Consider the following 15648-nt stretch of genomic DNA (forward strand, 5'->3'; position numbering starts at 1 on the left):
AAGAACGATTATCAGCGACCACAGCCTACACGGAGACGACGGCGTGCGCGTGTAACATCGGGTATGTTCTGTGCCAGTTGTCGTGACAGTAGCGCTACCGCGGCTGAAGGGCCTTGGAGCCGTCGATCGGCAGCGACATGGTCGCCTGCACCTCGTCCCTCACAAGCAGGCCGGCCGTTCGCAGATCGGCAATCATCCGCGCCCGGTCCTGTGGCTGGAAATTGCGCACCTTGAGTTCGGCCACGATGTTCGCAATGAAGTCGGGTCTCATTTCGTTGAACCGCGCGGCCTCGCTGCGGGCGTCCTCGATCATTCCGGCGTCGACGTAGATGACGGCAGCCACCGCATGGAATAGCGGGAACTTCTGCAGGTCCGCCTGCCTGATCTCGATGACCGCGGTCTTGTCGTCGTGCAGCATGTAGGCTGCGAGTGCGCGCGTTCCGCGATAGTAGCCGCCGCCGGCAGGGTTGAGAGCAATGGCGCGATCCAGAAGTGCTGCCCCGCGCTGCCACTCTCCGCTCATCGCCAGCCGGGTACCAAACTCTCCCAGCAATTCGGTGTCGTTCGGATTGGTCGCCAGTGCCCGTTCGCCGACCTGAAGTGCCTCCGAAACCCGCTGGCTGAAAAACAACACCGTCATCAGCGCCTGAAGGGCGCGGGTGTTGCCGGGATCCAGCTGAACGGCACGGCGGGCGGCCTGAAAGCTGCGATCTATTGGCTCGGACGAAATGGGCTTCCGATTGAATCTGAAACGATCCTCGTCGAGATAGAGGATGGACAACATCGCCCAGGCGGTCGCAAAGGATGGATAGCGGGCGACGGCACTTTCGAGGCAGTTTCGAACCTCTCCGTGCCGCTCGATGCTTAACTCGGCACGGTAAGCATAAAAGCTCAGCGTGCAGCCGTAGCTGCCAAGATCATCAGGCGGCGGATTGGAGACATCGGCCTGGGCCATGATGCCATAGGGCTGCGCCACGGCGGTCGCAACCTTGTTTGCGACGTCGGACTGGATGGTGAACAGGTCGCGGACGCCGATGTCGTCGTCGTAGGTCTGCGACCAGAGGATCTCATCAGTCTGCGTGTCGAGCAGACGTGCCGTCACACGCACTCGGCTTCCGGAGACGCGAACACCGCCTGCCAGCAGGAAGCGTGCGCCAAGTTCCCCGCGAATCCGCGATGTCTCCACCTCTGGCGGCAACGATTTGGACGTCTCGCGACCGAAGACCTTGATCTCCTTGAAGCGGGGAAGGGCAGTGAGGAGTTCCTCGGTCAGGCCCGTCGTGTAGAGTTCCGCCTGAGGACCATCACCGAGATTGGCAAATGGAGCGATCACCAATGTCGGTCCATCAGATCCCGTCATGTCGGCAGTCGCAAAGGGCCGGATCGAGCCAAATCGAATGGAGGTCAAGCCAGCCAGGGCTGCGGCGCCGCCCGCAATCACGATCAATCCAAGGACCACTGCCCATATATGTCGTCTTAAGCTGGGAAAAAGGGAATGGGCGCGCTCCGGCGGCAGACTTTGCTCTTCAGCATCGGGATTGTCATCACTCGGGCTAGTCCAGGCAAAGGTCGGCACGTAACCGCCTTTCGGAATGTCTATTCGGATCGGATCGTGTTGACCTGCTGTAAAATAATAGCGCTCGAGCACCCGCCTGAGCCTTCCGGCCTCGATCCGCACAACCGGATCATCCTGCGTGAAGCCGTTGGAGCGCTTGAAGACCTCAACGGCGATAGAGTAACCCTTGATCCGGTCTGCGCGGCCTGCAAGCGTCTCCTCCACGGCATAGGTAAGAAATGCAGCACTCCGACCGATATGCGGAAATTGCGGGCTGGTAATGATTCGATCAAGCTGGGCCCGAACATCATCATGGGTCGGGGGTGGGCGCGTCGAATCCGGCGCGATATCACGCCGTGATGGCAATGTATCCTGCACGACTTGCTCCTCACCCGCTCTTGAGGGACGTGACTACCGGAGATTTTATTAACTATCTCTTTTGTAACCTACCGCAGAAACCGATCCTCGTCCATCAAAGGCACTGCATCGAGCCCGTTTGACGACTTCGCAGATCGAGGGAAGGGGACTCCAGGCGCGTGAACCGCAGAAGCGGACATCGCGTCTTCACCGCCCCGTGGCAGCCCGCGACCCGAAACGGCCAAAGCCGTAAATGACCACCCAAGGAGCCACGACGACTCGGTCTAACGCGCCCGCCAGATAGCGAGCAAGCACCACAGGGAAGTCGCCGCGTGATAGAGGATCGCGGGCCATAACAGGATGCCGACCATCTCCAGAACGAGGGCGGAATAGGTCAAGACGGCCGTGGTCAGGAAATTGTAGAGCGCCACTCCGACGAGGAGGCCCAGGGTGCTTCGTCTGTCTTCGGCGTCACGCGCACCCCAGCTTGCTGCGGCAAGAGCGAGCAGCGCCGCACCGCAGATCCGCGCGATCAGCGGTGCCTCCGAAGCGACCGGCCTTGCCTCAAACAGCAGAACGAAGAGGATCGATGGCGCCACGACAAGCCCCAATCCCGTCGCACCTTCGGCGATTGCGAACAGGGTCAGAAGCGTGTGTCGGTGAGCTGTGTTCATGGCGCAGAATCCCCGTGCCCAGGTCAACGTCACTTTCTGCACGGGCCGCCTTGGCGACGGGCCGCTCTGCGCAGGACCTCTTGCCTCAAGGTTGCGGCTGAAGTTCTATCTTCAAGCTGCTCAGCTTGCCGTCGAAGGCGAACGGTGCCTGGTAGTCGTTATCGTCGACACCGGTTCCCGTGTCGGAGCCGATATCAAAGGTTTCACTCGCTTCGAGAGCAAAGGGAATGGTGTTTGGGAAGGTCCCGCTTGCTGCCTCGGCGCCGTCGATCGTGATTGTCCCCTTGCCACCTTTGCCGAGGCCGGGCCCATCGGACTTGAAGGAGAAGACGAGATTGTGCTTTCCAGGCGTCAATGCCGTTGCGCCCTCCACCCTTGGCCGGGCGAGGTCCAATAGGTCATAGACAAAGATTGGCTTGCCTTTGAGCAGGTAGAAGCCCCATCCCCCGAAGCGCCCGCCCGCAGTCACAAGCATGCCGTTGCCGCCGCCCGCGGGCACATCGATATCGGCCGTGATCGTGAAGGACTTGTTGAGGACGCTCGGCGCCGTCCCAAGGGGCACGCCGACGATGGGTTTCGTATAGATGAAGTCATTGCGTCCGGCGACGATGCTCGGTCGCGGGAGAATGAAGCGCGTCAAGGCCGAGGCGTCCAACGGCAGAACCTGGTACTTCGCGGCCTCGATCCAGAACAAATCCTGCAACTCCTTCAGCTTGCCGGGATTGGCGGCCGCCAGATCATTGTTTTGCGTCCAGTCCTTGGACAGGTCGAACAACTCCCAGGTCACGCCGTTGACGATGTCTTTCGGGATCGGAGCCGTTCCGTTCCAAGGTTCCCGATAGGGCAATGTGGAGGCGATCCACCCATCGTGATAGATCGCGCGATTGCCGAACATCTCGAAATATTGGGTCGAATGTTTCGATGGCGCATCGGCGTTTGCCTTGTCGAATGTGTCGGCCAGGCTCACGCCTTCGATCGGCGTCTGGGTGATCCCATTGACTGCATCAGGAGCACGGATGCCCGTCGCTTCCAAGATCGTCGGGACGATGTCGATGACATGGTGGAACTGGTTGCGCACCCCACCCGGATCCTTGATGTGGCCTGGCCATGCGATGGCCATGCCGTTGCGAATGCCCCCAAAATAGGAAGCGACCTGCTTGGTCCACTTGAAGGGTGTATCGAAAGCCCAGGCCCAGCCGACTGAATAGTGCGGATAGGTCAACGCCGACCCCCAGGCGCCGTAGAATTTGAGCTGGTCCTGGACGGGCACGTCGACGCCGTTGAAGAAAGTCATCTCGTTTGGCGTTCCAGCCGGGGAGCCTTCCGCGCTCGCGCCGTTGTCGCCGCTGATAAAGATAATCAGCGTGTCATCGAGCTTGCCCATGTCCTCGACCGCTTTGACGACCCGGCCGATTTCATTGTCGGTATAGGCGAGGTAGGCTCCGTAGACGTCGGCCTGGTGGATGAAGAGCCTCTTCTCATCAGCCGAAAGGACGTCCCACGGCTTGATGAGCTTATCCGGCCAGGGTGTCAGTTGCGCATCCTGAGGGACAACTCCCAGCCTCTTCTGGTTGGCGAAGATTTGGTCGCGCAGCGCATTCCATCCCTTGTCGAACAGATGCAAGTCGCTGATCTTTTTGATCCACTCGGGGGTAGGGTGATGAGGCGCATGAGTCCCGCCCGGTGCATAGTAGAGGAAGAATGGCTTCTTGGGATCGAGCTGATTGAGTTGATTGAGATAGTTGATGGCGTCGTCCGCCATATCAGTCGTCAGGTTGTAGGTGGGATTGTTCAGATAGGGATAGACACGCGTGGTATTGCGGTAGAGGTCCGGTTGCCACTGGTTGGTCTCGCCGCTGACAAAGCCATAGAAATACTCAAATCCCATTCCGATGGGCCATTGATCGAAGGGACCCGCCTGACTGGTTTGGAAAGATGGCGTGTTGTGATTCTTGCCGAACCACGATGTTGCATAACCATTTGCCTTGAGGATCGTGCCGATCGTGTCCTTGTCCGCGGTGATGACGCTGTCGTATCCCGGATAACCGGTCGACGCCTCGCTGATCACACCGAAGCCGACTGAATGATGATTGCGGCCCGTGATCAGAGCGGCGCGTGTGGGGGAACACAGCGATGTCGTATGGAAGTTCGTGTAACGCAGACCGATGTTGGCAATCCGGTCGAGTGTTGGCGTCGGAATGACGCCGCCGAACGTGCTCGGGGCCGCAAATCCGACGTCATCGGTCAAGATCAGCAAGACGTTTGGCGCACCCTTGGGCGGCACAACTTGCGGCTGCCAGTATGGCGTCGACTGAAGTGCGTCGAGATTTGTCGTGCCGCCAAACTGCCCTGGCGGCGGCGGGATCTGTCGGCCGTCGATTGTGATCGTCGCACTCGGCGTGCCGGGTGTTCCATTGATGACTTGAGCTGACGCACTCGTCCCGCCAATGGAAAAAAATGTAAGCGCAGTGCCGCCTAATAGGGCAGCCAAAGTCAGGATACTGCTTTTCATCTCGATTCCCCCCCGGCAATCGATCCCGCGTGATGTGGACCGTTTTATTCGGGGAGGGTAGGGCGAGTACCGCGAGCGCGCCAGTAACATACAGTATGCACTGTTGATCCGCGTTCGCTCCGACAGTCACATTCGAGACCGCGTTGCGGACCTGATTTCCGGGCAACGGCCGAACGAGTGATCCTCCCGCTGCCGTTGCGCCGGATTGACAGATACTACCGTATGATACGCGCAAACCTCTCTTCGAGCGAATATCTTTGGCGCCGGAGTCTGGTCCTCAACGGCGAGGGAGAAGCTTGATCACGATCACACTGGCACTTTCCAGAGCGGCTTCGATCTCGTTGCGCAGCGTCTCCACGAGTTCGAGGCATTCCGCATGGCGCTCATTTCGCTCTGCGGCGGAGGATGTTTCCCATTTTCTCCTCAGTTCATCTGCAATGGAGAAGTCGGCACAGAGTTCGCGGAAGTTATCGTCACGGGCGGCCAGTGAATCGATGGTTTTGGCGCTGGCTGGAAAGATGCGCTTGGCGAACCGTGTGTCGTAATCCATCCATCCTACCTCCAGGCGGCCTCTGCAAGTCCGGCGGCCACATCGCATTATAAGTGGTGCATGATGATCCAGAATAGGGCGGAAGCACGTAGTTTACAGTAAGGAACGGGAACGAAATCGGAATCCGCCGTTCAAAGCATGTCCGACAGGCATGAACTCCAGTTTCGCGCTGCCGTCGCTAACCGCAATCGACGGGAGTACGCCCAGAACCTGCAGACCACGAAGGACACGTCATGAAAGGTCTTGTCACAATCGGTGGCTTATTCCGCCGACGCGACATGTGGCCATGACGCCGCCTCACGCGCGCTTGACACATCTGAAGCCGACATGACTTGTGGACGTGTCCTCAGGCTCGGCATGTCTGGCGGCGGGACGATAGCGCCTGCAGTAGTTCGGCGCGCAAAGGTGGGATCCGCCCTTGAGCACGCGCCGCGGGATCCTGATGTCGGGCAGCCGCGGGTCGGAGCTGGCGTCAGCGTCGCCTCCGCGGGGATTGCTAGGGATGCAGCAAGAATGGCTGGCAGGCTCTGGATGGCGTGTCGACCAGAAGTCAGAGGTCCATTCCCAGACATTGCCGATCATGTCGTAGATGCCGTAGCCGTTTGATGGAAAGGATCCGACCGGGGACGTTCTGTCCGCACCGGCTGGCTTTGTGCTCAGCGTAGGGAAGGTACCCTGCCAGGTGTTGGCCATGAGCTTTCCTTCCGGGTTCAACGCGTCGCCCCAGGCAAATTCCGCATCATCAAGGCCGCCGCGCGCAGCCAGTTCCCACTCTGCCTCGGTCGGCAGATCTTTTCCCGCCCAAGCCGCATAGGCCTTGGCGTCGCTATAGGCGATATGAACGACGGGATGATCGAGCTTGCCGCGGATGTCGGTGCGACCGCCGTAAGGGTGTCGCCAGTCCGCGCCGAATTTGAACGACCACCACTGGGTAATGTCGGGGCCGACGATGGCTTTCGGTGGCATGAACACCAGAGATCCGGCTCGCAGCATTTTGGGAAGCGCTCCAGGATAGTCCTCGGCACGGGGAGCCATTTCAGCGACAGTTACATGTCCGGTGGCTTTGACGAACGAGGCGAACTGGCGGTTGGTGACAGGAGTGGCGTCGATCCAGAAGCCGTCGACCGTCACCGGATGAGCAGGCGCTTCCTCCGGATAATGCTCGTTCGATCCCATGGTGAAGGTACGGCCGGTCACCCAGACCAGACCCTGAAATCCCGCGTCGTCCACTGCGCGCCGGTCAGGCATCATTTTCGTCACCCTCGCAGCTTAGCGCCGTTCATCAACCGTGCGTGTCCCCGATCTTCGATCAAGACAACTATCCCTCACAGCGGCGTTCTTGAAGTAGGTTACAGTAAAATACGCCACCCCGCCGAATTCTAGCGAGCGAAATAGAAGTCGCGGAGATGATATCGCGTCAGCACGGATGTCGCCTTTCACGTTATCGGTATTTCTGGGCGGCTTTCGCCCGGACATTGGTTCCTGCCTATCGGCGGTTTCGCCCGTAGGTTACGGTAAGATACTTGCTCTCTTTATATTTGCTACGCCTTATATACGCGTCCAGGCAAGCCGACAGGCCCTGTTATTCTCAACGCGGCGTACACTTTCGCACGGCTATCTCAACTGAGCATTCGAGAACCTCATCGGACCGTATCCAGCAGCCCTTGCAGTGTTGAGCTTTGCTTTGCCTGACCAAAAAAGGGAGAAATGGGCATGACAGAAAACGCGACTCCAACGAGGCGGGATATCCTGCTAACCGGCGGATCTTTGCTCGCCATGTCGGCGATTGGCACGGCTGCGAGCACCACCATGAGCCGGAATGCCATGGCTCAGGCCACGGGCAAAAGACCCAATATAGTGGTTATCATGGCCGATGACGTCGGCATCTGGAATATCGGCGCCTACAATCGCGGCATGATGGCCGGTCGTACTCCACATCTCGACAGGCTTGCGGCAGAGGGGATGCTCTTTACCGACTACTATGCCGAGGCGAGCTGCACGGCAGGACGGGCGAACTTCATCACCGGCGAGCTTCCGGTTCGAACTGGCATGACCACGGTTGGCCAGGCAGGCTCGCCCGTCGGCCTTCCTGCTGCGGCGCCAACCATTGCCACCGTGCTGAGGTCCCTGGGCTACGCCACAGGGCAGTTCGGCAAGAACCATCTTGGCGATCTCAACGAGTTTCTGCCAACGGTTCATGGCTTCGATGAGTTCTTCGGCTACCTTTATCATCTCGATGCGATGGAAGACCCCGCCCATCCCGGCTATCCGCAGGAACTGCTGAACGTAGTGGGCCCGCGCAACATGGTCCATTCCTGGGCCACGGAGACCGATGACCCGACGGAAATGCCACGATGGGGCAAGGTCGGCAAACAGAAGATTGAAGATGCTGGCACGCTTTATCCGGAGAGGATGAAGACGGTCGACGACGAGATCCGGGATCTTTCCTTCAAGTTTATCGACAGGGCCAAGGCCGATGGCAAGCCGTTCTTCCTTTGGCTCAACCCGACACGGATGCACATCGTCACTCATCTATCGGAAAAGTACGAGAAGATGCGTAATTCCGAGAATGGCTGGACCATCCATGAAGCAGGGATGGCGCAGCTTGACGACATTGTTGGCGACACCATGCAGAAGCTGAGGGACATGGGCGACGATGAGAATACGATCGTCGTGTTCACCACTGACAATGGCACCGAAAACTTTACCTGGCCGGACGGCGGTCAGACACCATTCTTCGGCGGAAAAGGCACGACCTACGAAGGCGGCTTCCGCGCCCCCGCAATGGTCCGCTGGCCGGGGCACGTGCCTCCCGGTTCGATTTGCAATGGGCTGATGTCCGGCCTCGACTGGTTCCCCACGCTTGCGGCTGCCGCTGGTAGCACTAATATCGCAGTCGAACTGAAAGCGGGGAAGGAACTCGATGGCCAGACCTACAAGGTTCACCTGGACGGCTATGATCAGACCAGCATGATCACCGGAACTGGCCCGTCGAACCGCCATGAAATCTGGTATTTCGCCGAAAGCGTGCTCGGTGCGGCCCGGATTGATGACTATAAATACACGTTCATGGAACAGCCGGACGGCTGGATAGGCAATACGGTGAAATTGGACGTGCCGACCGTGATAAACCTGCGCCTTGATCCATTCGAGCGTACGGCCTTTTTCAAGGGTAACGTTGGTTCACAAGAATACTTTGAATGGTACAAGTTCGAGTTCTGGCGTTTCGTCCTGGTTCAGCAAAAAGTCGAAGAACTGGCGAAGACCGCCATTGAATTTCCGCCGATGCAGAAAGGCGGAAGCTTCGGAATAGACGCAGTCAAGGCACAAATCGCCGAGGCCATGCGCAAGCAACACGCACAGTAAGCCAAGTTGCACGTCGCATGGACGGCACATCAATGCGGGTGGAGAGCTTTTGTGCCTCCAGCCGCATTGAACCAGCTTCTGTCGAGGCGCGAGCGGTTGACGTACGGCCGTTAAGTTAAGCCATTTGGAAGGGTTCAGATCGCAGAGCGCGGTGGCCTTGCTTTAAATCGACTGAGCGCAAGACTGGCAGAAAGGTGTGTGGGGGACGGCGTCAAGCCTCCTCTCGGCGATCGGCTTGCCACATTTTACACAGATGCCAAAAGTTCCAGCCTGAATCCGGTCCAACGCCGCCTCGACGGCGAGGAGCTCCTTTTGTCCAGTCTCGCCGAGTTCTTCCAGGACTTCATCGTTATTTCGCTCGGTGGCACGATCGTCATCATCAGGATTACGAGGCTGCTCGAAATCATGCTCGATCGCTCGCAGGCGGGTTTCCAGCTCATGCCGGCGTTCGTCAAGGATCGCCTTGTGCTTTTCGATATGCTGCCTCGGTTGCGAGGAGGACTGCTTCTGCATGGTCGTTCTCCAGTCGGCTTCATGTTCGTGACCGACACTTTGTTCTGCTGCCAATCTCGCCCCCTGATCGAAGAAAACGAGCGATTCCCTCCGCCGCAAGCAAACCTAGGCGTGTCGTGGGTCCGTTGCATTGATCCGGATCAAGATCAGCTCTCGGTCTGACGCGGGGTGGCAAATGCCGAGCCTCCGGTCACATGTCCTGCATAAACGCCTGCATTTCTTCAGGTGTGACTTTGCCGTCATTGTTTGCATCGACCGCGTCGAAGACGCGTTTGTGGATTGCGGTCAACTCTTCGAAAGAAATTGCGCCGTCCCCATCACTATCGGCGATGACGAACATGATCTTCATCATATGACCGCGCATTGGCCCCATCATGCGCATTCCTTCACTCATGCCCGATGACATCATGTTGCGGCCCATCATGCCGGGCATCATTTCCGATCCTTCGGCCTCGGGCTTAGCCTCCGACTGGGCCAAGTCTGGACTTTTCGTCTGGGCGGACGCGATGCCCATGGCACCGACGGCACCGAGCAAGGCCAGCAGAGTGATAGTTGGCAGTCTGAACATGGACATTCTGCATCTCCTCTTTGAGGCATTATCCTCCATGGTTATGGAGTTGCCTGTAGGGATACGATGAATGCCGGGTTCAAGCGTTGCGCTGGATCAAATTGCCTGTCGCGGTAATCCGCGCCTGGCGGCAGTCCGAACCTTGGAGGACGGCTTTACCAACCCGAGAGGGCTGCCGATCCTAACCCGATCTGCAATAGGTCCTAGGCTATCGTCGGTGCGATCGGTAAGCGGATCGGACTTTCCAAGAACCGTGCATTTCCAGGCGTATGGCATGCCGGTCGGCGAGATGACGGCGCATCGTCATTGTCCGTCCGCCGAGATTAAACCTGGGAAATCACTCCGCTTTCTTTTTCGACCGCCCGCCGTGCCCTGATCGCCGTTGCGAAATGGAGCGAGGGCTTGCCGAACCGGGCCTTCGAACTGAAGGCGCTCATTGTGATGGACAAGGTCAGCGCGGCTTGACAATGTGACGAGATGCGTTGCATTTTCGCCACAATGCGTTGCTTAAAGGTCACGCAAGGGTTTAGACATTCGCTCCCGATCGAGTCGTTGCAACGCTGGCTTTTTTAAGCCGGCGTTTCCTTGGTTTCGATCGGATGGCGAGGGCGGCAGGTGCCGTCTGAAGAGAGGCCGAATGACGCAGGATGGGGTATCGCCGGCGGCGGCGGGCGAGACGGTGACGACGGTGACCGATCGCCGCGCCCTTTTTGCCGTGCCCGGCCTCGTGCTCGCCGGCGGCGCGCTTCTCTGCGCCACGGCGACGCTGTTCGTGCTGCTCGGTCTGACGCCGATCGCGCCGACGTCGCATGTCGTCATCACCTCGGTGATCGTCAATTCCTTCTTTGTCCTGACGCTGCTGGCCTTGATCGCTCGCGAGGTGGCAAGGCTGCTCAAGGCGCGCACCCGCGGCCGTGCGGCAGCCCGTCTGCATATCCGCATCGTCGTGCTCTTCTCGATCGTGGCGATCACGCCGGCGATCCTCGTCGCCATCTTCGCCAGCATCACGCTGAATGCCGGCCTTGACCGCTGGTTTGCCCTGCGCACCCAGTCGATCGTCAGCTCGTCGCGCAATATCGGCCAGGCCTACATGATGGAGAATGCCAGCTATCTGCAGGGGCAGACGGTCTCCATGGCCAACGACCTGGAGCGCAACCGTGCGCTCTACAGCCTCGACAGGACGGGTTTTGCCGACTTGATGACCCGCCAGGCGAGGGGCCGCGGCTTGCTCGGCGCCTTTCTCGTCGAGCGCGACGGCTCGGTGATCGTGCAGGCCGATATCGCCACCGAAAAGCCGCTGCCGGCCATTCCACAGGACGCGCTGGAAAAGGCGGCTGCCGGCCAGCCGACGCTGATCCCGCCCGGCGTCACCAATCTCGTCGGCGCCATCATCAAGCTCGATGCCATCCAGGGCACTTTTCTCTATACGGTGCGCGCCGTCGATCCCAAGGTCATGGGTGCCATGCGCATGATGGAGGAGAACGCCACCGAATACAGCTCGATGGAGGCGAACCGCTTCTCGCTGCAGGTCGCCTTCGCCGTGCTCTACATCGGCTTCGCGCTGATCGTGCTGTTGGCGGCGATCTGGACGGCGATCGCCGTCGCCGACCGCATCGTCCGGCCGATCCGCCTGCTGATCACCGCGGCCGACAGCGTTGCATCGGGCAATATGGACATCGTCGTGCCGGTGCATGCCGTCGACGGCGATGTCGCCAATCTCTCACGCACCTTCAACAAGATGATCTCGGAAATCCGCACCCAGCGCGACGAGATCCTGGAGGCCAAGGACGAGGTCGACGACCGCCGCCGCTTCATCGAGGCGGTGCTTTCGGGCGTCACCGCCGCTGTCATCGGCGTCGAGCAGGACCGCCGCATCGCCATCGTCAACAGTTCGGCCGAGACGCTGATGTCGCTATCGGCCGACGAGATGCTCGGAAAGCAGCTGGTCGATATCGCCCCTGAGGTCGATCAGGTGCTGACCGAGGCGGCTGTGCGTTATCGCGGCGATTTCCGCAAGCAGATCGCGCTGGTGCGCGGCGGCACTGTGAGGACGCTGAGTGTGCAGGTCACCCGCGAGGAAGTGCGCGACATGAGCGAATCCTACGTGATCACGCTCGATGACATCACCGATCTCGTCATCGCCCAGCGTTCGACCGCCTGGGGCGACGTGGCCAGGCGCATCGCCCATGAGATCAAGAACCCGTTGACGCCGATCCAGCTTTCCGCAGAGCGTATCCAGCGCCGCTACGGCAAGCAGATCGACCCGGGTGACCGGACCGTCTTCGACCAGTGCACCGATACGATCATCCGCCAGGTCGGCGACATCGGCCGCATGGTCGACGAATTCTCCGCCTTTGCCCGCATGCCGAAGCCGACCAAGGAGCCGAGCGACCTGCGCAATATCCTGCGCGACGCGATCTTCCTGCGCGAGATGGGCAACCATCACGTCACCTTCGAGCAGGATTTCGGCGACCAGCCGCTGGAGGGCCTGTTCGACAGCCGCATGCTCGGCCAGGCTTTTGGAAATCTCATCAAGAACGCCGTCGAATCGATCGAGGCCGTTCCGAGCGACGAACGGGACGAACGCAAGATTCTCGTCCGCGCCGCCCTCGATACCGGCCGCGACCGCTTCACCGTCGACGTGATCGACAATGGCCGCGGCCTGCCGGTGGAGAACCGCCACAGCATTCTGGAACCCTATATGACGATGCGTGAGAAGGGCACCGGCCTCGGCCTCGCCATCGTCAAGAAGATCATCGAGGAACATGGCGGGCAGCTGGAGCTGCACGATGCGCCCGCCGATTTTGACCGGGGAAGAGGGGCCATGATCCGCGTGCATCTGCCACGCCTGGATCCGACGCCCGCTCCCGCAGCCAATGACAAGGAAAGCGTTTATGGCCTCTGATATTCTCGTCGTCGACGATGAGCACGATATTCGCGAGATCGTTTCCGGGATTCTCTCCGACGAGGGGCACGAGACGCGCACGGCCCATGACAGCGACAGCGCGCTGGCGGCGATTTCCGATCGGGTGCCGCGGCTGATCTTCCTCGATATCTGGATGCAGGGCAGCAAGCTCGATGGCCTGTCGCTGCTCGACGAGATCAAGACCCGCCATCCGGAACTGCCCGTCGTGATGATATCAGGCCATGGCAACATCGAGACCGCTGTCTCGGCGATCAAGCGCGGCGCCTTCGATTTCATCGAGAAACCCTTCAAGGCCGACCGGCTGATCCTGATCGCCGAACGGGCGCTGGAGAATTCCAAGCTGAAGCGCGAGGTTTCCGACCTGAAGCGCCGCACCGGTGACGCGCTGGAGCTGATCGGTACCTCGGTCGCCGTTTCGCAACTGCGCCAGACGATCGAGAAGGTTGCGCCGACCAACAGCCGCATCATGATCCTCGGCGCCTCGGGCTCCGGCAAGGAGCTGGTGGCACGGATGATCCACAAGAAGTCGACCCGCGCCAACGGCCCCTTTGTTGCGATCAACGCCGCCAACATCACGCCCGACCGCATGGAGGTGGCGCTGTTCGGCACCGAGGGCACGCCCGGCCAGGCGCGCAAGATCGGCGCGCTCGAAGAAGCCCATCGCGGCATCCTCTATCTCGACGAAGTCGGCGAAATGCCGCGCGAGACGCAGAACAAGATCCTGCGCGTGCTGGTCGACCAGCAGTTCGAGCGCGTTGGTGGTTCCAAGCGCGTCAAGGTCGATGTCCGCATCATCTCCTCGACCGCCTATAATCTCGAGAGCCGCATCGCCGAGGGCTGGTTCCGCGAGGATCTCTATCATCGCCTCGCCGTCGTGCCGGTGCGTGTGCCGGCCCTTGCCGAACGGCGCGAGGACATTCCCTTCCTCGTCGATCAACTGATGCGCCAGATTTCCGAGCAGGCCGGCATCCGTCCGCGCCGTATCGGCGACGACGCCATGGCGGTGCTGCAGGCGCATGACTGGCCCGGCAACATCCGCCAGCTGCGCAACAACATCGAGCGGCTGATGATCCTTGCCCGCACCGACGGCCCGGATGCGCCGATCACCGCCGACATGCTGCCGACCGATCTCGGCGACATGCTGCCGAAGGTGTCCGCCAAGAACGACTATCACATCATGACACTGCCGCTGCGCGAAGCCCGCGAGATGTTCGAGAAGGACTATCTGATCGCCCAGATCAACCGCTTCGGCGGCAATATCTCGCGCACCGCGGAATTCGTCGGCATGGAGCGTTCGGCGCTGCACCGCAAGCTGAAGTCGCTCGGCGTCTGATCCTTTCCGGCGCGGCCGACGCTGCGCCGCGCCCATATTGCTTTCCGGAAGACCAGGTTTCCCATGCCGAGAATTGCCTATGTGAATGGCCGCTACGTCAAGCATTCCGATGCCAGCGTGCATATCGAGGATCGCGGCTACCAGTTTGCCGACGGCGTCTACGAGGTCTGCGAGGTGCGCCACGGCTATATCGTCGATCTCACACGCCATCTGAACCGTCTCGACCGATCGCTTGGTGAGTTGCGCATCGCCTGGCCGATGGGCCGGGCGGCGCTGACGCAGGTCATTCGCGAGACGCTGCGCCGCAACCATGTCCGCAACGGGCTTTTCTACATGCAGGTGACGCGCGGCGTCGCCCGCCGCGATCATGTCTTCCCGGCTGAGGGGACGCCGCCCTCACTCGTGATCACCGCCAAGAGCACCGATGCCAAGATCATCGCCGCCAAGAACGCCAACGGCATCAAGGCGATCACCCTTGTCGACAACCGCTGGGACCGCGTCGACATCAAGTCCGTCGGCCTGCTGCCGAATGCCATGGCCCGCCAGCAGGCCAAGGAGGCCGGCGCCCAGGAAGCGATCTATACCGACGGCAACGGCATGGTGAAGGAAGGGGCGGCGACCAATGTCTGGATCGTCGATCCGGACGGAACGCTGGTGACGCGCCCGGCCGAACACGGCATTCTGCGCGGCATTACCCGCACCACTCTGATGGATGTCGCAGCCAAGCTGGGGCTGACGATCGCCGAGCGGAACTTCTCCGTTTCGGAGATGCTCGCAGCCCGCGAGGTCTTCCTCACTGCAGCCACAAGCATTTGTTTTCCGGTCGTTTCCGTCGATGGCCAGGCCATTGCCAACGGGCATCCGGGCAGCGTTTCGCAGAAAGTCCGCGAAGCCTTTTTCGACGTTGCGGAAAAGATTGCGATTTGATACCAAGATTTGCTGGACAGGTGGAACGAGGATGCCACCCGGTCTTCGCATGGTGAGGTTGATTGATATTCTACCGGCCAGATCAGGTCGGCAATAAAGAAAGAAGCGGCGCGATGGCGGAACGTTCTCAGAATCTTCAGGACTTATTTCTCAATACTGTTCGCAAGCAAAAGATTTCCCTGACAATCTTTCTGATCAACGGCGTGAAACTCACGGGCGTTGTTACGTCTTTTGACAATTTCTGTGTTCTTCTTCGCCGTGACGGCCATTCGCAGCTCGTGTATAAGCATGCGATCTCGACGATCATGCCGGGCCAGCCCATGCAGATGTTCGAGAGTGAAGAAGCAGCGTCCTAACAGGATCAGCC

The 15648-nt window shown here is 60.0% G+C and carries 12 protein-coding genes; 5 read left to right on the plus strand and 7 right to left on the minus strand.

The window, feature by feature from the left end; genetic code table 11:
* Positions 1 to 94: 94 nt before the first annotated feature.
* From J3P73_RS11615 to J3P73_RS11635, 5 genes are all read right to left on the minus strand, one after another.
* Positions 95 to 1933, minus strand: a complete 1839-nt coding sequence (locus J3P73_RS11615; protein WP_130691685.1) for an adenylate cyclase — start codon at positions 1931 to 1933, stop codon at positions 95 to 97.
* A 263-nt stretch (positions 1934 to 2196) separates the two neighbouring features.
* A complete protein-coding gene (locus J3P73_RS11620; RefSeq protein WP_024320722.1) occupies positions 2197 to 2586 on the minus strand; it encodes a hypothetical protein in 390 nt (129 codons plus the stop codon).
* 85 nt (positions 2587 to 2671) lie between these two features.
* The gene (locus J3P73_RS11625; RefSeq protein WP_130693076.1) at positions 2672 to 5098 is read right to left on the minus strand and encodes an arylsulfatase; all 2427 of its coding nucleotides are present in this window, start codon (positions 5096 to 5098) and stop codon (positions 2672 to 2674) included.
* 277 nt (positions 5099 to 5375) lie between these two features.
* Positions 5376 to 5648, minus strand: a complete 273-nt coding sequence (locus J3P73_RS11630; protein ID WP_018073493.1) for a hypothetical protein — start codon at positions 5646 to 5648, stop codon at positions 5376 to 5378.
* 297 nt (positions 5649 to 5945) lie between these two features.
* The gene (locus J3P73_RS11635) at positions 5946 to 6899 is read right to left on the minus strand and encodes a formylglycine-generating enzyme family protein (RefSeq protein ID WP_130691687.1); all 954 of its coding nucleotides are present in this window, start codon (positions 6897 to 6899) and stop codon (positions 5946 to 5948) included.
* A 456-nt stretch (positions 6900 to 7355) separates the two neighbouring features.
* On the opposite strand from J3P73_RS11635, the gene J3P73_RS11640 reads away from it, so the two are divergent.
* A complete protein-coding gene (locus tag J3P73_RS11640; RefSeq protein ID WP_029767695.1) occupies positions 7356 to 9014 on the plus strand; it encodes an arylsulfatase in 1659 nt (552 codons plus the stop codon).
* A gap of 162 nt (positions 9015 to 9176) precedes the next feature.
* Here J3P73_RS11640 and J3P73_RS11645 read toward each other — a convergent pair whose 3' ends face one another.
* Both J3P73_RS11645 and J3P73_RS11650 read right to left on the minus strand, forming a co-directional pair.
* Positions 9177 to 9527: a TraR/DksA family transcriptional regulator gene (locus J3P73_RS11645; RefSeq protein WP_080654753.1), complete on the minus strand. Its 351-nt coding sequence runs from the start codon at positions 9525 to 9527 to the stop codon at positions 9177 to 9179.
* Between the two features lie 190 nt (positions 9528 to 9717).
* The gene (locus J3P73_RS11650) at positions 9718 to 10101 is read right to left on the minus strand and encodes an EF-hand domain-containing protein (RefSeq protein ID WP_029767699.1); all 384 of its coding nucleotides are present in this window, start codon (positions 10099 to 10101) and stop codon (positions 9718 to 9720) included.
* Positions 10102 to 10732: 631 nt separating this feature from the next.
* Here J3P73_RS11650 and J3P73_RS11655 point away from each other — a divergent pair.
* The 4 genes from J3P73_RS11655 to hfq all read left to right on the plus strand — a co-directional run bounded on the left by J3P73_RS11655 (position 10733) and on the right by hfq (position 15637).
* Entirely contained in the window at positions 10733 to 13000 is a 2268-nt protein-coding gene (locus J3P73_RS11655; RefSeq protein WP_130691689.1) for a sensor histidine kinase NtrY-like, read from the plus strand.
* Positions 12990 to 14354 carry a nitrogen assimilation response regulator NtrX gene (ntrX, locus tag J3P73_RS11660; RefSeq protein ID WP_130655327.1) on the plus strand — a complete coding sequence of 455 codons (1365 nt, stop codon included), beginning with the start codon at positions 12990 to 12992 and terminating at the stop codon, positions 14352 to 14354. The genes J3P73_RS11655 and ntrX overlap by 11 nt, the downstream gene beginning before the upstream one ends.
* A gap of 63 nt (positions 14355 to 14417) precedes the next feature.
* Positions 14418 to 15281 carry a D-amino-acid transaminase gene (locus J3P73_RS11665; RefSeq protein ID WP_018073499.1) on the plus strand — a complete coding sequence of 288 codons (864 nt, stop codon included), beginning with the start codon at positions 14418 to 14420 and terminating at the stop codon, positions 15279 to 15281.
* 113 nt (positions 15282 to 15394) lie between these two features.
* Complete coding sequence (gene hfq, locus J3P73_RS11670) at positions 15395 to 15637, plus strand: RNA chaperone Hfq (RefSeq protein WP_003539403.1); 243 nt, start codon at positions 15395 to 15397, stop codon at positions 15635 to 15637.
* Positions 15638 to 15648: the final 11 nt, after the last annotated feature.

This window comes from Rhizobium ruizarguesonis (assembly GCF_017357285.1).
Lineage (GTDB): Bacteria > Pseudomonadota > Alphaproteobacteria > Rhizobiales > Rhizobiaceae > Rhizobium > Rhizobium ruizarguesonis.